Origin of the sequence: Devosia sp. 1566, assembly GCF_004005995.1 — a bacterium.
Classification (GTDB): domain Bacteria; phylum Pseudomonadota; class Alphaproteobacteria; order Rhizobiales; family Devosiaceae; genus Devosia.
Genome location: NZ_CP034767.1, coordinates 3,855,856 through 3,869,537 on the forward strand (window position 1 = coordinate 3,855,856; position 13,682 = coordinate 3,869,537).

13 protein-coding genes are annotated in these 13,682 nt (G+C 63.0%); 10 read left to right on the top strand and 3 right to left on the bottom strand.

The annotated features are described in order from the left end of the window. Nucleotides 1-42: 42 nt before the first annotated feature. Nucleotides 43-444, bottom strand: coding sequence for a host attachment protein (locus ELX51_RS18320; protein WP_127755379.1), 402 nt, complete (start codon nt 442-444; stop codon nt 43-45). Between the two features lie 174 nt (nt 445-618). On the opposite strand from ELX51_RS18320, the gene ELX51_RS18325 reads away from it, so the two are divergent. Next, nucleotides 619-1,026 (top strand): VOC family protein, encoded by a 408-nt coding sequence (locus ELX51_RS18325; RefSeq protein WP_127754839.1) that lies wholly within the window; start codon nt 619-621, stop codon nt 1,024-1,026. Nucleotides 1,027-1,060: 34 nt separating this feature from the next. On the opposite strand, the gene ELX51_RS18330 is transcribed toward ELX51_RS18325, so the two are convergent. Beyond that, nucleotides 1,061-2,044 (bottom strand): linear amide C-N hydrolase, encoded by a 984-nt coding sequence (locus tag ELX51_RS18330; protein ID WP_127754840.1) that lies wholly within the window; start codon nt 2,042-2,044, stop codon nt 1,061-1,063. A 326-nt stretch (nt 2,045-2,370) separates the two neighbouring features. On the opposite strand from ELX51_RS18330, the gene ELX51_RS18335 reads away from it, so the two are divergent. Further along, entirely contained in the window at nt 2,371-4,839 is a 2,469-nt protein-coding gene (locus ELX51_RS18335) for an EAL domain-containing protein (protein WP_164854918.1), read from the top strand. A 60-nt stretch (nt 4,840-4,899) separates the two neighbouring features. Here the strand turns inward: ELX51_RS18335 and ELX51_RS18340 are convergent, their stop codons facing one another. Beyond that, nucleotides 4,900-5,451 (bottom strand): GXWXG domain-containing protein, encoded by a 552-nt coding sequence (locus ELX51_RS18340; protein WP_127754842.1) that lies wholly within the window; start codon nt 5,449-5,451, stop codon nt 4,900-4,902. Nucleotides 5,452-5,711: 260 nt separating this feature from the next. Here ELX51_RS18340 and ELX51_RS18345 point away from each other — a divergent pair, with 260 nt between their 5' ends. The 8 genes from ELX51_RS18345 to ELX51_RS18380 all read left to right on the top strand — a co-directional run bounded on the left by ELX51_RS18345 (nt 5,712) and on the right by ELX51_RS18380 (nt 13,668). Further along, nucleotides 5,712-7,307, top strand: coding sequence for a TIGR04028 family ABC transporter substrate-binding protein (locus ELX51_RS18345; protein ID WP_248305185.1), 1,596 nt, complete (start codon nt 5,712-5,714; stop codon nt 7,305-7,307). Nucleotides 7,308-7,371: 64 nt separating this feature from the next. Further along, nucleotides 7,372-8,316 (top strand): ABC transporter permease, encoded by a 945-nt coding sequence (locus ELX51_RS18350; RefSeq protein ID WP_127754844.1) that lies wholly within the window; start codon nt 7,372-7,374, stop codon nt 8,314-8,316. Next, entirely contained in the window at nt 8,313-9,158 is an 846-nt protein-coding gene (locus ELX51_RS18355) for an ABC transporter permease (RefSeq protein WP_127754845.1), read from the top strand. The genes ELX51_RS18350 and ELX51_RS18355 overlap by 4 nt, the downstream gene beginning before the upstream one ends. After that, entirely contained in the window at nt 9,155-10,816 is a 1,662-nt protein-coding gene (locus ELX51_RS18360; protein WP_127754846.1) for an ABC transporter ATP-binding protein, read from the top strand. Before ELX51_RS18355 ends, ELX51_RS18360 begins: the two co-directional genes overlap by 4 nt. Continuing rightward, entirely contained in the window at nt 10,813-11,847 is a 1,035-nt protein-coding gene (locus tag ELX51_RS18365; RefSeq protein WP_127754847.1) for a putative FMN-dependent luciferase-like monooxygenase, read from the top strand. Before ELX51_RS18360 ends, ELX51_RS18365 begins: the two co-directional genes overlap by 4 nt. 21 nt (nt 11,848-11,868) lie before the next feature. Continuing rightward, on the top strand, nt 11,869-12,540 hold the full coding sequence (locus ELX51_RS18370; protein WP_127754848.1) for a CMD domain protein: 672 nt from the start codon (nt 11,869-11,871) through the stop codon (nt 12,538-12,540). Between the two features lie 7 nt (nt 12,541-12,547). Further along, on the top strand, nt 12,548-13,159 hold the full coding sequence (locus tag ELX51_RS18375; protein WP_127754849.1) for an alkylhydroperoxidase domain protein: 612 nt from the start codon (nt 12,548-12,550) through the stop codon (nt 13,157-13,159). Next, the gene (locus ELX51_RS18380) at nt 13,159-13,668 is read left to right on the top strand and encodes a flavin reductase family protein (protein ID WP_127754850.1); all 510 of its coding nucleotides are present in this window, start codon (nt 13,159-13,161) and stop codon (nt 13,666-13,668) included. Before ELX51_RS18375 ends, ELX51_RS18380 begins: the two co-directional genes overlap by 1 nt. Nucleotides 13,669-13,682 lie beyond the last annotated feature (14 nt).

Consider the following 13,682-nt stretch of genomic DNA (forward strand, 5'->3'; position numbering starts at 1 on the left):
TGCCGGGGGTCGGTGCCGAAGCTGAACCAGGCGTCCTGGGGTCTAGTGAGCGCCCACAGCCGCTTCTACTTCTGCCAGACTGTGTCCGGTCAGGTCCTTGTCGAGCTCGCCGAGCAGGATGGCTGACAGGGACTTGTGGTATCGCTTACGGAACTCGCCCAGGGAACGGGGAGCGGCAACAATAACCATGTTTTTGGCGGCGCCACTCAGCGCCATGCCGTTGAGCACGTCGACAACGCCAGCGGAAAATCCGTCTTCTGCTTGCTGACCATTGTCTGGGTTGGACGAGCTGCTTTGATGTCCACCCGAACCGGAGCCGCTTGCATCCACGGACGCCTTTGGCTCGGCGGCCAGCTGCAGGCGGCCTTCATCTCCTGTGTTCCGGAACAGGTTCAGTTTTTCGCCGTCAGCAACGGCAACAATCGTGCCATGGGGCAACTGCATATTATTCTCCTTGGGGTCCCACACTAACAGGTGAAACTGCATCCCGTTCCTTGCCCGTAGTAACTGGCCGGCCTCGTTCGTCATGGATTGCATGAGCAGACCATCGCGGACGGCACAGTCACATCCGTGTTCAGATGGCTTTGCTAAGGCCGTCACCGAAAGGAGGAACATGCCATGAAAGTCGTTGCCAACATTGATTTCGACGGGAATTGCCGAGAAGCCTTCACCGCCTATGCGAGCATCCTTGGCGGCGAGATCCGGGCCATGATCAGTCACCGCGACATGCCCGGACTTGCGCCGGGCATCTCCGAGGACCGTCTTGACCGGATCGTGCATGCATGGATCGATATCGGCGATCAGGCTCTGATGGGCCAGGACATGCAGGATTTTTCAGGCCGCAGCGGCTACAGCGTCACCATTGCCGCCGATTCCGTCGAGCAAGCCCGCCGCATCTTTATGGCGCTGTCCGAGGGAGGAACGTCGCTCATGCCCTTCGAGCCGCAGCCATGGTCACCGGGCTTTGGCATGACGATGGATCGCTTTGGTGTCACCTGGGTCATCGACTCGCCGGCCGCAGACTGATCAGGCGCCCTGTACCCAGCCCCCTCGCAAGGGGCTAGGGAAGGCCAGCGAACTGAAACGGTTCGGCGGGCTGGAATTGATTGTTGGCCCTGTCCGAATAGATGTTCATCTCGTTGGGGCCCAGATCAAGCTTCATCACCTTGCCACTGGCTGAAAGATCGAGCTTGGCTATATCAACCCAGAAGATATTGGGCGTCATTGCCGATTCAAAGAAGTAGCGCTTGCGCTTGTGGTCCGAAACCGTGCGCCAGCGCGTCGAGGAAATATTGGGCTGATCGGGCGTGCTGATGCCAAAAGGAACCGAGACATTGCGGATCACGCTGAAGGCAGCCGCGATGGTTTGCACCGGGTCGTCGGTCTTGGGAATGGCCTGCACGTAAAAGGAAGCGCGCGCGAAGCGGTCCGACGCCCGGTTCGTGCCGGGCAGAAACACGGTGCCGCCGATCTGCTCCCAATATTCCTCCATCGCCAGCTGCTTTTCGAAGATCGGTGAATTGGTCATCACCTGATAATCGCGGCTGTGGTGGATGACCTGCTTGCCACCGACATATTCGATGATCGCGCTGTCCCCACTGGCATCCGACAAGGCCAGGTGCAGGGTGGCCATCCTGTCGTCGCCCGGCACTTTGTCCGTGACGATGACAAAGGGCTCTTGCGCCAGCGCCTCGACCGCTTCCTGCACCGACGCAAAATTGTCGAGCACATACTGCGTCCAGGCGGCGATAGTCAGGCCTGGCCGCGTGCCGTCATAATCGGGATAGGTGGATTCGGCCAGCCACAGCAGATTGGCAACGAGGCCCGCCTCGTTCATCCCGTCCGTAGTCGAGTTGTCATGGGCCGAAGCGACAACGCTGCCATAGCGGGAGGTCCACTGGATCGAATTGGGCCCTGCCTGGCCCGAGCGCTGCATTGCCTGCGGGAACGCCCAAAGATCGGTGGCGATATCGGTTTTCCAGTCCATGGAGCGTCCGGTCACGACCTGATCGTCTCCCCCCAGATAAACAAACCGCGTGCACATGCTGGCCTCCACACAGATGGAGCCGGTTCATTACGCCCGTGCCGTTTGACCACTCATAATCGCCGGCAAGCAAATCTACTCGATTGCCGGATACTTGCTTCCTTGATAGGCCCAAGCCGTCCGGCGGCTTCCCGGCATGGTTCCCTGTTGCGGACATCAGCACCTGTATCAGCAGTGTTGGTCCTGAATTGTTCACGTGAAACAGCAACAAGGTGACACGGGCAATCAACAAAATTACCGATAATATGTACGTTTTGTTCGTACATGGAGCCTACTGGGACAGCAGTCTCCGATTGGAAACGGCACCTCCCCTATAGGCGATGACCATGTCGACTGAGTTGAACGCTGAGCTGTCCGAAATTGCCGAAGCACAAAGGATGGCCAAGCTGGGCTTTTGGTCCTGGGAGCCTCACACCGGCAAGTTCTCCTGCTCGGAGGAGGTTTTTCACCTGCTGGGACGTGACCCCGCCACGTTCCAGGTCACGCTGCAAAGCAGTTTAGAGTGCATCCATCCCGATGACCGGGAGGCCGTCCGGGAGAACCTGCGGGCAACAATCGACCAACGGCAGCCGCACAGCACCCAGGCACGGGTTGTTCTGGGTGACGGTCAGTTCCTGCACTTGTGGTCCAGGACCCAACCTGTCCTGGGCACCAACGGAGAGGTCATCGAGGTCAAGGGGATCTGCCAGGACGTCACTGCCCGGGTGCTCGCCGAGGCTGCCCTGCGCGAAAGCGAGGACCATTACCGCCATGCGATTGAACTGAGCCCGCAAATCCCCTGGACCGCCGACGTTGACGGCAACCTGCTGGAAATCGGCCCCCGCTGGCCCAGACTCATTGGCATGACCCGCGAAGAAACGCTGGGGAAAGGCTGGTCCAGGGCACTTCACCCGGACGACGTGGACGCAGCGGTGGCATCCTGGCAGTCCGCAGTAACCTCAGGGCAACCGCTCGACATCGAGTATCGCGTCCGCCGCCGCGATGGCAACCACACCTGGATCCGCGTCCGGGCTGCCGCTCGGCGCGACTCGGAAGGTCGCGTGGTGCGTTGGTATGGTACCGCCGAAGATGTCCAGGCCTACAAGGCGGCGGCCAGCGCACTCAAGGAGAGCGAAGCGCGTCTCGCAGCATTGCTTGAAAGTACCGGCAACTGTGTGGTCGTTGTCGACGGGAACTGGCGTGTGACCTATCGCAACCAGCGGGCGCTCAATGCCACGGGTAAACCGGGAAACTTGCGGCTCGGCCAAACCCTGTGGAAGGCGCTGACGCTTGATCCTGACAGCGAGTTTCGCCAGCGCCTGCAAGCGGTAGCCGAGATCAGGCAGCCGGCGGAATTCGAGACCTTCGTTCCAGGGCTCAATGTCTGGTTCGAGGTCTATGTCAGCCCCTATGGGGACGGGCTGTCGATATTCTTCCGGGACATCACCGAGGTAAGGACAGCGAGGGACAGGATCGCCCATCTCGCCCACCACGACGCCCTCACTGGATTGTCGAACCGGGCGCATTTCCTGCAGCGCCTCGACCGCGACCTTGATGCTGCTGTCCGCAACGGCGGAAGCGTGGCTGTAGTTTATCTTGATCTCGACGACTTCAAGGACATCAACGACACCCTTGGGCATGCCGCGGGCGACGCTCTGCTCACGACCGTCGCCAAACGGCTTGAAGCCGTTGTTCCGGGATGCGTGGCTCGTATCGGTGGGGACGAATTTGCCGTTCTGCAAACCGCCGATGTCAGCGAGACTACCCTGGCTGAGTTGACCTTGAGGATGCGGGACGTGCTGGCAGAGCCCGTTTCCTACCTGGGGGCCGAACTGTCATGCAAAGCCAGCTTCGGCATTGCAATGTATCCCCAGAGCGACCCGCAGCCGGCCGAGCTGATGAAGAACGCCGACATGGCTTTGTATGACGCGAAAAATTCCGGCGGCAACCGCCTGGCTTTTTTCAACCCAGCCGCCAGGCACCGGCTCCAACGGCGTGTGTCGGCGCTGTCATGCGCCCGAGACGCGCTTGAGCGCGACGCAGTCTTCCCTTTTTATCAACCCAAGGTGTCGCTGAGTACCGGCGAGTTGTGCGGGTTTGAAGCCCTGCTGCGCTGGAGTTCGCCCCGCCACGGCGTCCAGCCACCGGGCCTGATCAAGGAAGCCTTCGACGATCCGCTGCTTTCGGTCGCCTTGGGCAAGCGCATGCTGCACCGGGTCGTTGCCGATATGAAGCTTTGGCGGGATCAAGGCATTGATTTTGGCAGCGTCGCCATCAATGTTTCGGCCCAGCAATTCTTCCGGATGGACCTGGCGACCACCATTCTGAAATCGCTCCAGACAGCTGGACTTCCGGCGAGTTGCTTTGAAATCGAAGTGACCGAAACGGTGTTCCTCGAGGACGACTCAGGGACAGTCGCTCGTTCCCTGCAGCGTTTGCAGGAAGGCGGCGTGAGCATTTCTCTGGACGATTTCGGCACCGGATACGCGTCTCTGACCCATCTGAACAAGTTCCCGGTGAGCTGGCTCAAGATCGACCAGTCCTTTGTCAAAAATCTCGGCGTGGATCCCAACGCAACGGCCATCGTCAAGGCAGTCATCGGCTTGGCCCATGCGCTTGGCATCAAGGTCGTTGCCGAAGGCGTGGAAACGACTGAGCACTGGGACATCCTGCGCACCAACAGCTGTGATGTTGCTCAGGGATATTTGTTGGCAAGGCCGATGGCCGCGGAGCGCGTGCCCTATTACGTCAGGCACTTAGCAAGCTCGATGGAACTCGAAGCAACCTACGACCGCTCGAGTGCAAGTTCCGCCTGACCCTGCGCGAGTTGCACATGGGGTGTGGCCTATCGAGGAGGCAACGGGGTAACCCCGGTTTTACCGGGCCCCGACCCTGCCGCCCTTGTCCCGGTGCAACGCAAAAAACAGCGGCTCAAAGCCCCGGCAATCCATCATGCCGAGCAGGAGGTCAGGGGTGACCCTCCGGAAGGAGTCAATAATGGGCTGCCGGTCATAGATCATCGACATGGTAGGCACACCACGGCAGGTGAGCGTCCGCAAGCGCGCAGTGGGTTTATCCGTCGCCAAGGCGCGATAGCCCAGCCGGAACAGCAACCGGACGGGGCCCAGCCGTTGCAGGCGGGCTGTAGCATTGTTAAGCGGCAAAAAGCGCGGATTGAGCGTGACAGGCGAGCTGTTGCCAAACAGCAGCGGAAACACCCGTTCTTCATCCATAAACGCCTTGCCGTACCACTGAAAGGCTTCCAGCATGCCATCGAGAACATGGCCGGTTGGTATTGAAACGCCCCTCCACCTGCCGATGATCTCCGCCAGGTTTGGCGATGGCAGGCGGTCAAACTGGTCGAGCGCAGCCTCTAGCGAGCTTCCCTCTTGCTGCGCGCTCGCGATCCAAAGTTCCGTGTCCAGCATAGCATCACCATCCCAATCCTAAGCAGGGCCGCCACTTCCTGCTCGTCGCGGCAATTCTAAGGGGGCGCGGGCCGCACGAAAAACCGTTGCTCAACACCAGCGCAAAATAGACGACTGAGTTCCTAGGGATTGTTGAGACAAAGCCCCGATCGGCGCAGGCTAGAGACATGGGGGATCCTTGTGGAGCCCGTGTTGAGAAGGAAGCCAACGTGTCTCTTCAACCTTTAGCACTGTTGCAGCGTCCCCTTGGGTGGGGACTTGTGGCCCTGTTGCTGGGCAGCGTTTCGACCGGTGCTGCCCTCGCGCAAGACGCGCCCGTGCAGGGCGGAACGCTGGTCTATCTGGAACAACAGGCGCACACCAATCTCTACCCGCCCGCCGGCGGTTTTTATCCCAATAGCGGCATCCTCAACCAGATCACCGACAAGCTGACCTGGCAGAACCCGGCAACGCTCGAGATCGAACCCTGGCTGGCCGAAAGTTGGGAGATCAACGCGGACGCCACCGAATATGTCTTCAAGCTGCGCCCGGGCGTGACCTTCTCGGACGGCACGGCACTTGATGCGGCCGCCGTCGCCAAGAACTTTGACACCTTCGGCCTCGGCAACAAGGACCTGGGCTATCCGGTGGCGGAAGCCATCAACAATTATCAGGGCAGCGAGGCCATCGACCCGCTGACCGTCAAGTTCACCTTCAAGGCCCCCGCACCAGGCTTCCTGCAGGCGACATCGGTGATCGGCTCGGGCATCGTCGCCCCTTCCGTTCTCGAACAACCCTATGATGAGCTCGGTGACGCCACCAAGATCATCGGCTCGGGTCCATTCGTGGTGGAAAGCGAGGTGCTGGGCCAAAGCCTCAACCTCAAGGTGCGCGAGGATTACGCCTGGGGCCCACCCAATATCGGGCATACCGGCCGCGCCTATCTCGATGCAATTCAGCTCATCGTCACCCCCGAGGATAGCGTGCGTATCGGCGCGCTGCTGTCCGGGCAAGCTGATTTCATTCGCCAGATCCAGGCCTATGATGAAGCCCAGGTGGAAGCCCAGGGCTATTTGATCCACTCCGCCCCAACGCGCGGCGTCAACAACAACGTCACTTTCCGTCCCGAGAACCCGATCGTGGCCGACATCAAGGTGCGTCAGGCGCTGACCGCCGCCACCAATGCCGGGGAGATCGTTTCCACCCTGTTTTCCGCCCATTACCCGCAGGCCACCTCCGTAATTGCCTCAACTGCCGCGGGCTATGTGGACCTCTCCGAGAAACTCGCCTTTGACCCGGAAAAGGCCAAGGCTTTGCTCGATGAGGCCGGCTGGGTTGTGGGTGCCGATGGCATTCGCGAAAAGGACGGGGTCAAGCTCGAACTCAGCGCCTATGAGTCGCTGCCCCAGCCGCAGAACCGCGCGACCCTTCAGCTCCTCAGCCAGCAATGGGCCACCGTGGGTGCCAAGCTCAATGTTCTGGCGGGTGACTCCGGCAGCGCGACCCAGGACAATCTTGATCCCCTTAAGACCCCGCTCCGTCCCGCTATGGTGGGTCGTGCCGATCCGGACGTCATCAAGTCCAACTTTTACCCCACCAACCGCGACTCCCTGCTGCAAAAGGGCGGCACCAACCCCAATGCCACTTGGGAAGATCCCGCGCTTAACGAGTTGCTGCTCGCCATTGCGGCCGAGCCGGACACGAAAAGGCGGCTGGACCTGACTGCCGATGTCCAGGCCTATCTGCTCGACCAGGCCTATGTGATCCCGATCTTTGAAGAGCCGCAGGTCTTTGCCGGAGCGCCCTATGTCCGGGGCATTGGCTTTGACGCAGTCGCCCGCCCCAGCTTTTACAATGTCTGGCTGGCGCCTCGTTGATCCCCCTCGCTGCCCCGGTTGTTCCCTGGCCGGGGCGGCGTTTTTCATCAGCCCGGAGGTCCCCATGACCACCACGATTGCAACGCGCTTCGGCCAGGCCGTTCTGGTTCTCCTGCTTGCCTTCACCGCCTCGTTCCTGCTGCTGCAGGCGCTGCCGGGCGATGCGATCCTGATCAAGTACCAGAACCCCGAAATGGGGCTGTCGCCCGAGCAGATCGCTGAGATCCGTTTGCGCTACGGTGCCGACGCCCCCATCTGGGCGCAATATGGCAACACCCTGGTCAACTTCCTCCAGGGCAGTTTCGGCTATTCCGTACAGGCCGGCGTGCCGGTCAACACGGTCCTTGCTGCCAATGCCTGGCCGACACTGAGACTGGCCAGCCTCGCTCTCGTCTTTGCCGTGCTGCTTGCTGGCCTTGTGGCCTTTGCGGCGACGCTGGCGCCGTTCAACTGGCTGCGCAACGCACTGCAGATGGTGCCCTCGCTGATGATCTCGGTGCCGGTATTTTGGCTCGGCATCATGCTGATCCAGCTGTTCTCGTTCCGCTTGCGGCTGGTGCCGATCATCAATCCCTCCGAATTCCAGGCCTTGATCTTGCCGGTGGCGACCCTGGCCGTACCCATTGCCGCCCCCTTGGCGCAGATCCTGATCCGAAGCCTCGATGAGATCGAAACCCAGCCCTTTGTCGCCGTCGCGAGGGCCAAGGGCGCCAGCCGGCGCTTTGTTCTCTGGCACCACGTGCTGCGCAATGCCCTGCTGCCGGTGCTGACCATTGCCGGCGTGTTGTTCGGGGAACTGCTCGCCGGTGCTGTGGTGACCGAAACCGTCTTCGGCATCAATGGACTTGGCCGAGTGACCGAGCAGGCAGTCAGCAACCAGGATACCGCCGTGCTGCAGGCCATCGTCGTGCTCGCGGCTCTCGGCTTTGTGCTGATCAACCTCCTCGTTGACCTCCTCGCGCCGCTCATCGACCCCAGACTCAACCGTCCCGTGGGAGCAAAGGCATGACCACGCTCGACCTGTTCACTCTTGGCGCCGCAACCCCGCGCCAGCACCGGCTGCAACTGCAGCCCACCCTCCTCCTGGCTTGGGCGATCATCGCCATTGCCATCGCCTGGGCCGTTGCTCCGGCACTCTTCACCCACCATAGCGGCACGATCGGCATGGCCGGCAACCAGCTGCGGGCACCCGATGCCTCCCACTGGTTCGGCACCGACGAGATCGGCCGCGACGTGCTGGCCCGGATCATCTACGGCTCGGTCAATTCACTGTCGGGCGCCCTGGTCGCCGTTTTCGTCGGCCTGGTTGGCGGCACGACGCTGGGGCTCATCGCGGGCTCGACCGGTGGCCGGGTCGACGCCGTGATCATGCGGCTGGTGGATGTCCTCCTCTCCGTGCCCGGCCTGCTGCTCCAGCTCTCCATCATCATCATTCTGGGCTTTGGCACGGTGAACGTGGCCGCGGCGGTCGGTGCAACCACAATTGCCGGATTTGCCCGACTGATGCGCTCAGAGGTTATCCGGGTGCGCCACGCCGATTATGTCGAAGCCGCCTTTGGCAGCGGTGGCCGGTTCTGGAGCGTGTTGTGGCGCCATGTCCTGCCCAATGCCATGGGTACGGTGATTGCCTATGCCGCGCTTCAGTTCGGCAGCGCTATCCTCGCGATTTCGACGCTGGGCTTTCTCGGCTATGGCGCGCCCCCGCCCACCCCTGAATGGGGCCTGCTGATCTCCGAGGGCCGCAAATATCTCACGACCTCCTGGTGGCTCACCACCTTTCCCGGCCTTGCGGTGATCCTGGTCGTGCTTGCCGCCAACCGCATCAGCCAATCGCTGCAGAGGACGCCATGAGCACGATCAGCTTTGCGGGACAGCATGAAACGCCAGTGCTCAACGTCGAAGGGCTCAGCCTCTCCTACCGGCTTGCCAATGGTTGGCGCCGCGTGGTCCAGAACCTGTCGCTGACCCTGCACAGCGGCGAGGTGGTGGCGCTGGTCGGGGAATCGGGCTCGGGCAAGACCACGACGGCCCAGGCTGTTATTGGCCTCTTGCCCGACAATGGTCGGATCGATGCCGGCTCCATCCGCCTCAACGGCGCCGAGATCAGCAACTGGTCGGGCCGGCGGCTCGATGCCATTCGCGGCAAGGTGATGAGTCTTGTGCCCCAGGACCCCGGCACCTCCCTGAACCCGGTGCGAACCATCGGCGCGCAGGTGGGAGAAGTCCTCAAGCTTCATGGCATGCGCAACCGGCGGGAACGCCAGGAGCGCGTCATCGAGCTGCTGGCGCGGGTCGGCCTCAGCGAGCCGGCGTTGCGGTTCCACCAATATCCGCACGAACTCTCGGGCGGGATGAAGCAGCGCGTTTTGATCGCGATTGCCGTGGCACTGCGCCCCGCGCTGATCATCGCCGATGAACCAACCAGTGCGCTCGACGTCACGGTGCAGCGCCGCATCCTCGATCTGCTCGACGAGCTGCGCCAGGAAACCGGCACTGGCGTCCTCCTCGTCACCCACGATCTGGGAGTTGCCGCCGACCGGGCCGATCACATCGTCGTCCTCCAGGGCGGCATGGTGCAGGAGCAGGGCCCAGCGAGGTCCCTGCTGGCCAGCCCACACAGCGCCTATGCAAGACAACTGCTCGGCGACGCTCCCGCGCTGCGCCCGGCACAACCCCGTTCGGCCCCCAGCCTTGCGCCGGCGCTGCTGACCGTTGAGGGTTTGCGGCAGCAATTCAACATCGGCGGGCGGCCCTTCCTAGCCGTCGACGACGTTTCCTTCAGCATCGCGGCTGGTACCACCCATGCCTTGGTTGGCGAATCGGGTTCAGGCAAGACCACCACGGCGCGCTGTGTTGTTGGCCTGCAGCGCCCGACCGCCGGACAAATCGAGATCGGCGGCACCAATCTGTCCGACCTGAGTGGCGAAGCGCTGCGCCGGTTCCGCCGGGACGTGCAACTCGTGTACCAGAACCCGTTCGCCTCACTCGATCCACGCCAAACCATAGGCGAGATTGTCGGCGAGCCGTTGCGCAACTTCGAACGGGTCAGCAAGGGCGAGCGCATCGAGCGCGTCGAGGGCATGCTCGAACGGGTCGGTCTGCCTGCCGACAGTGTCGGCCGCACCGCCCGGGCCCTCTCGGGTGGGCAGCGCCAGCGCGTGGCCATTGCCCGCGCGCTGATCCTGCAGCCCCGCGTCCTCGTGCTCGATGAAGCCGTATCCGCTCTCGATGTCACGGTGCAGGCCCAGATCCTGCGCCTCCTCGAAAAGCTGCAGGAGCAGTTCGGCTTGACCTATCTGTTCGTCACCCACGACCTCGCGGTGGTGCGCCAGATCGCCCACTCGGTGACGGTGATGCAGGGCGGCCGCGCCGTGGAAAGCGGCGCTGTCCTCGATGTCTTCGCCCATCCCCAGGCCGCTTACACCCGCGACCTCCTTGCCGCGATCCCGGGCCGCGGCCTGGCACCCGCCGCTTCATTTTCCACCCTCTACAAGCGAGCTGCAGAATGAGCAAAATCAAACGTCTGGGCTTTTTCTCCCGACTTCTCGACGATGCACCGCCCTCCGAACGCTACCGCCTGGCAACTGAGCAGATCCAGACGGCGGAACGCCACGGCTTTGACTCGGCCTGGGTCGCTCAGCATCATTTCAGCCATGATGAAGGGGGCCTGCCCTCGCCTTTCGTGTTCCTGACTCATGTCGCCGCGCACACCAGCCGCATCCGCCTGGGTACCGGCATCATCACGCTGCCGCTCGAAGCGCCGATCCGCGTTGCCGAAGACGCCGCGGTGCTGGACCTGCTCAGCGGTGGGCGGCTTGAGCTTGGGGTCGGCAGCGGCGGCACCCCAAGCTCCTTTGCTCCCTTTGGCCTCGACAGCGCCCAGCGCGGCCCGGTGCATGGCGCCAACCTTACGTTGTTGCGCAAGGCGCTTGCCGGCGAGGCACTGGAGGGCGGCAACCAGCTTTACCCCGGCGGCGGCTCGCTGGCCGGGCGCATCTGGCAGGCGACCTTCTCGGTGGAGGGCGGGCAGCGGGCTGGCACCGCGGGCGATGGGCTCATGCTGTCGCGCACCCAGCCGCGGCCTAAGGACAATCCCGATGCGAGCCTGGCCGAGCTGCAGCAGCCGATCATCGATGCCTATCTCGCAGCCCTGCCTCCTGGCGCTGAGCCGCGCATCCTGGCCTCACGCACCTTGTTTGTCGCCGATGAGCAGGCCACGGCTCTGGAATGGGCCGATATCGGGCTGCGGCGCATTGCCGAGCGGTTTGTGGCCTCCGGCCACGCCCAGCCCGGCCAAACACTTCCCGAACTGATCCGCGCCTTTGACACCCATGTCGGCAATACTGCCGAGGTGATCGATAGCCTGGCCCAGGACCCGGTGCTCGATCGCGCCACCGACATCTCCTTCCAGGTGCACTCGGTCGATCCCCCTCATCCTCTGATTCTGCGCTCGCTTGAACTCACCGCCGAGGTGGTGGCGCCCGCCCTTGGCTGGCGTGCCGAACCCCAGGCCGCGCCCCGCATCGCCATTGCCCGCTGACCCCTTTTTGAGGAGAACACCATGAGCAACCCCGCGCCGGACCTGATCGATCAGGTGCTGTCCATTATTCCGGGCTCCCACCTCGATGCCCTGCGGCGGCACCGCGAAGTGGCCCGGGACAATGTCCAGCAGGCCTATCTTGCCCTGTTCGAGCCGGCCGATGCCAGCCAGGTATCGCTGCTTGAGCGCTTCGCCGTCGCCAGCTTTGTGTCGGGCCTGCAAGGCCAGCCGGTGCTGGCCGACCACTATGCCCATAAGCTCACCCAGCTCGATGGCGGCCCCGCCATCGCCGCGGCAATCAATAACGAGGTCGAGCGCGGCGCGACGACGGGGCCCTACGGCATCTACCCGGCCGGGCCCCTGTCCGGCGAAAACAAGGTGGGGCTCCATTTCGCCGTCTCGCCTGAGGTCCGCCGCCTGCTTGGTGAACGGCTCGCCGCGGCACTCGACCATGCCCATCTTCTGGTGTTCCGCCCTCGGGATGCCAGCAAGGAAGCGCTGCAGGTCCTCCTCGCCGCCGGCTGGAGCACGGCTGGGATCGTGACCCTGTCCCAGCTGGTTTCCTATCTCGCCTTCCAGCTGCGCCTCGTCGAAGGGCTTTCGGCGCTGGCCGGTGCCGCGGCAATCGAGCCGGCCAACGACACCACCATCACCAGTTTCACCGCGGCCGTTGCGGCCGGCTCCAACCCTTGAGGCTGCCATGAGCCAGATCACCGAACCCAGTACCCAACCTGCCGCCGTCAACGCCTTCACCCAGGACGAGCTAGGCTGGTCCCCATGGCTCGAGCCGCTCGATGAGGCCGCCCTCACCGAGCGCCATTGGACGGGCCTTGTCGATGCCTCGCGCGCCAAGTCCTCCTACTTCATGCTGCTCGCCCATGATCCTGACGTGCTGGGCGCCCGCACCAAGGCCGACAAGGACATCTTTTATAATCCCAATGGCGGCTTGCCGCGGGCGGAACGGGAATTGTCCGCCACGGCAACCTCCCGCCATAATGGCTGCATCTTTTGCGCGTCCGTCCATTCCCGCTTCGCCTCTACCCATTCCAAGCGCCGGGACGACGTGCAGCGCCTGCTTGATGGCGGCACCGGCACCGATCTCGGCGAGCGCTGGAACGCGGTAACGGCGGCAGCCGTGGCCCTGACCGATACACCCACCGCTTTTGGCGATGGCGAGATTGCGCGGCTACGCGCAGCGGGGCTCGACGACTTCGAGATCACCGACGTGATTTCCACCGCCGCCTTTTTCAACTGGGCGAACCGTTTGATGCTCTCGCTGGGCGAACCCGTTCCAGCCGCGAAGGCTGCGTGATGTTGGATCGTCTCGAAGTCAGCGCCGGCACGGTTGAAGAGGATTTCCGGCTGGCCATGCGGCAGTTGGCGGCGGGCATCAGCATCGTGACCGCCGGCACCGACAAAGAACGGGGTGGCTTCACGGCCACCTCGGTGATTTCGCTTTCCGTGGATCCGCCGCGCCTTCTCGTTTCGGTCGACAGCCGCTCCAACACCTGGCCACTGCTGCAAAGCAACAAGGGCTTCTCGGTCAATCTGCTGGCCCATGATCAAAGGCATTTGGCCGAGGTTTTTGCGGGCCGCACCCAGGCTCACGGCAGCGACCGCTTTGCCGGTGCAGCCTGGCGTCAATACCCCGGCGCAGGCTTTGCCCTTGAAGGCGCAATCGCCTCGGTGCATTGCGTTCTCGAGGAAGCCATCGAACGCCATGGCCATGTGCTGGTCATTGGCCGCGTGCTCGCCAGCACCACCGCTCCTGCACCCGCGCTGGTCCATTGGGATCGTTCCTTCCACAAGCTCGGCAGCTAAGGGCGGCAACCCCG

Coding starts and splice junctions, on each gene's coding strand:
- ELX51_RS18370 (WP_127754848.1), top strand. CDS start 11,869: ATGAGCAACCCCGCGCCGGACCTGATCGATCAGGTGCTGTCCATTATT.
- ELX51_RS18350 (WP_127754844.1), top strand. CDS start 7,372: ATGACCACCACGATTGCAACGCGCTTCGGCCAGGCCGTTCTGGTTCTC.
- ELX51_RS18375 (WP_127754849.1), top strand. CDS start 12,548: ATGAGCCAGATCACCGAACCCAGTACCCAACCTGCCGCCGTCAACGCC.
- ELX51_RS18380 (WP_127754850.1), top strand. CDS start 13,159: ATGTTGGATCGTCTCGAAGTCAGCGCCGGCACGGTTGAAGAGGATTTC.
- ELX51_RS18325 (WP_127754839.1), top strand. CDS start 619: ATGAAAGTCGTTGCCAACATTGATTTCGACGGGAATTGCCGAGAAGCC.
- ELX51_RS18360 (WP_127754846.1), top strand. CDS start 9,155: ATGAGCACGATCAGCTTTGCGGGACAGCATGAAACGCCAGTGCTCAAC.
- ELX51_RS18340 (WP_127754842.1), bottom strand. CDS start 5,451: ATGCTGGACACGGAACTTTGGATCGCGAGCGCGCAGCAAGAGGGAAGC.
- ELX51_RS18355 (WP_127754845.1), top strand. CDS start 8,313: ATGACCACGCTCGACCTGTTCACTCTTGGCGCCGCAACCCCGCGCCAG.
- ELX51_RS18320 (WP_127755379.1), bottom strand. CDS start 444: ATGCAGTTGCCCCATGGCACGATTGTTGCCGTTGCTGACGGCGAAAAA.
- ELX51_RS18330 (WP_127754840.1), bottom strand. CDS start 2,044: ATGTGCACGCGGTTTGTTTATCTGGGGGGAGACGATCAGGTCGTGACC.
- ELX51_RS18335 (WP_164854918.1), top strand. CDS start 2,371: ATGTCGACTGAGTTGAACGCTGAGCTGTCCGAAATTGCCGAAGCACAA.
- ELX51_RS18365 (WP_127754847.1), top strand. CDS start 10,813: ATGAGCAAAATCAAACGTCTGGGCTTTTTCTCCCGACTTCTCGACGAT.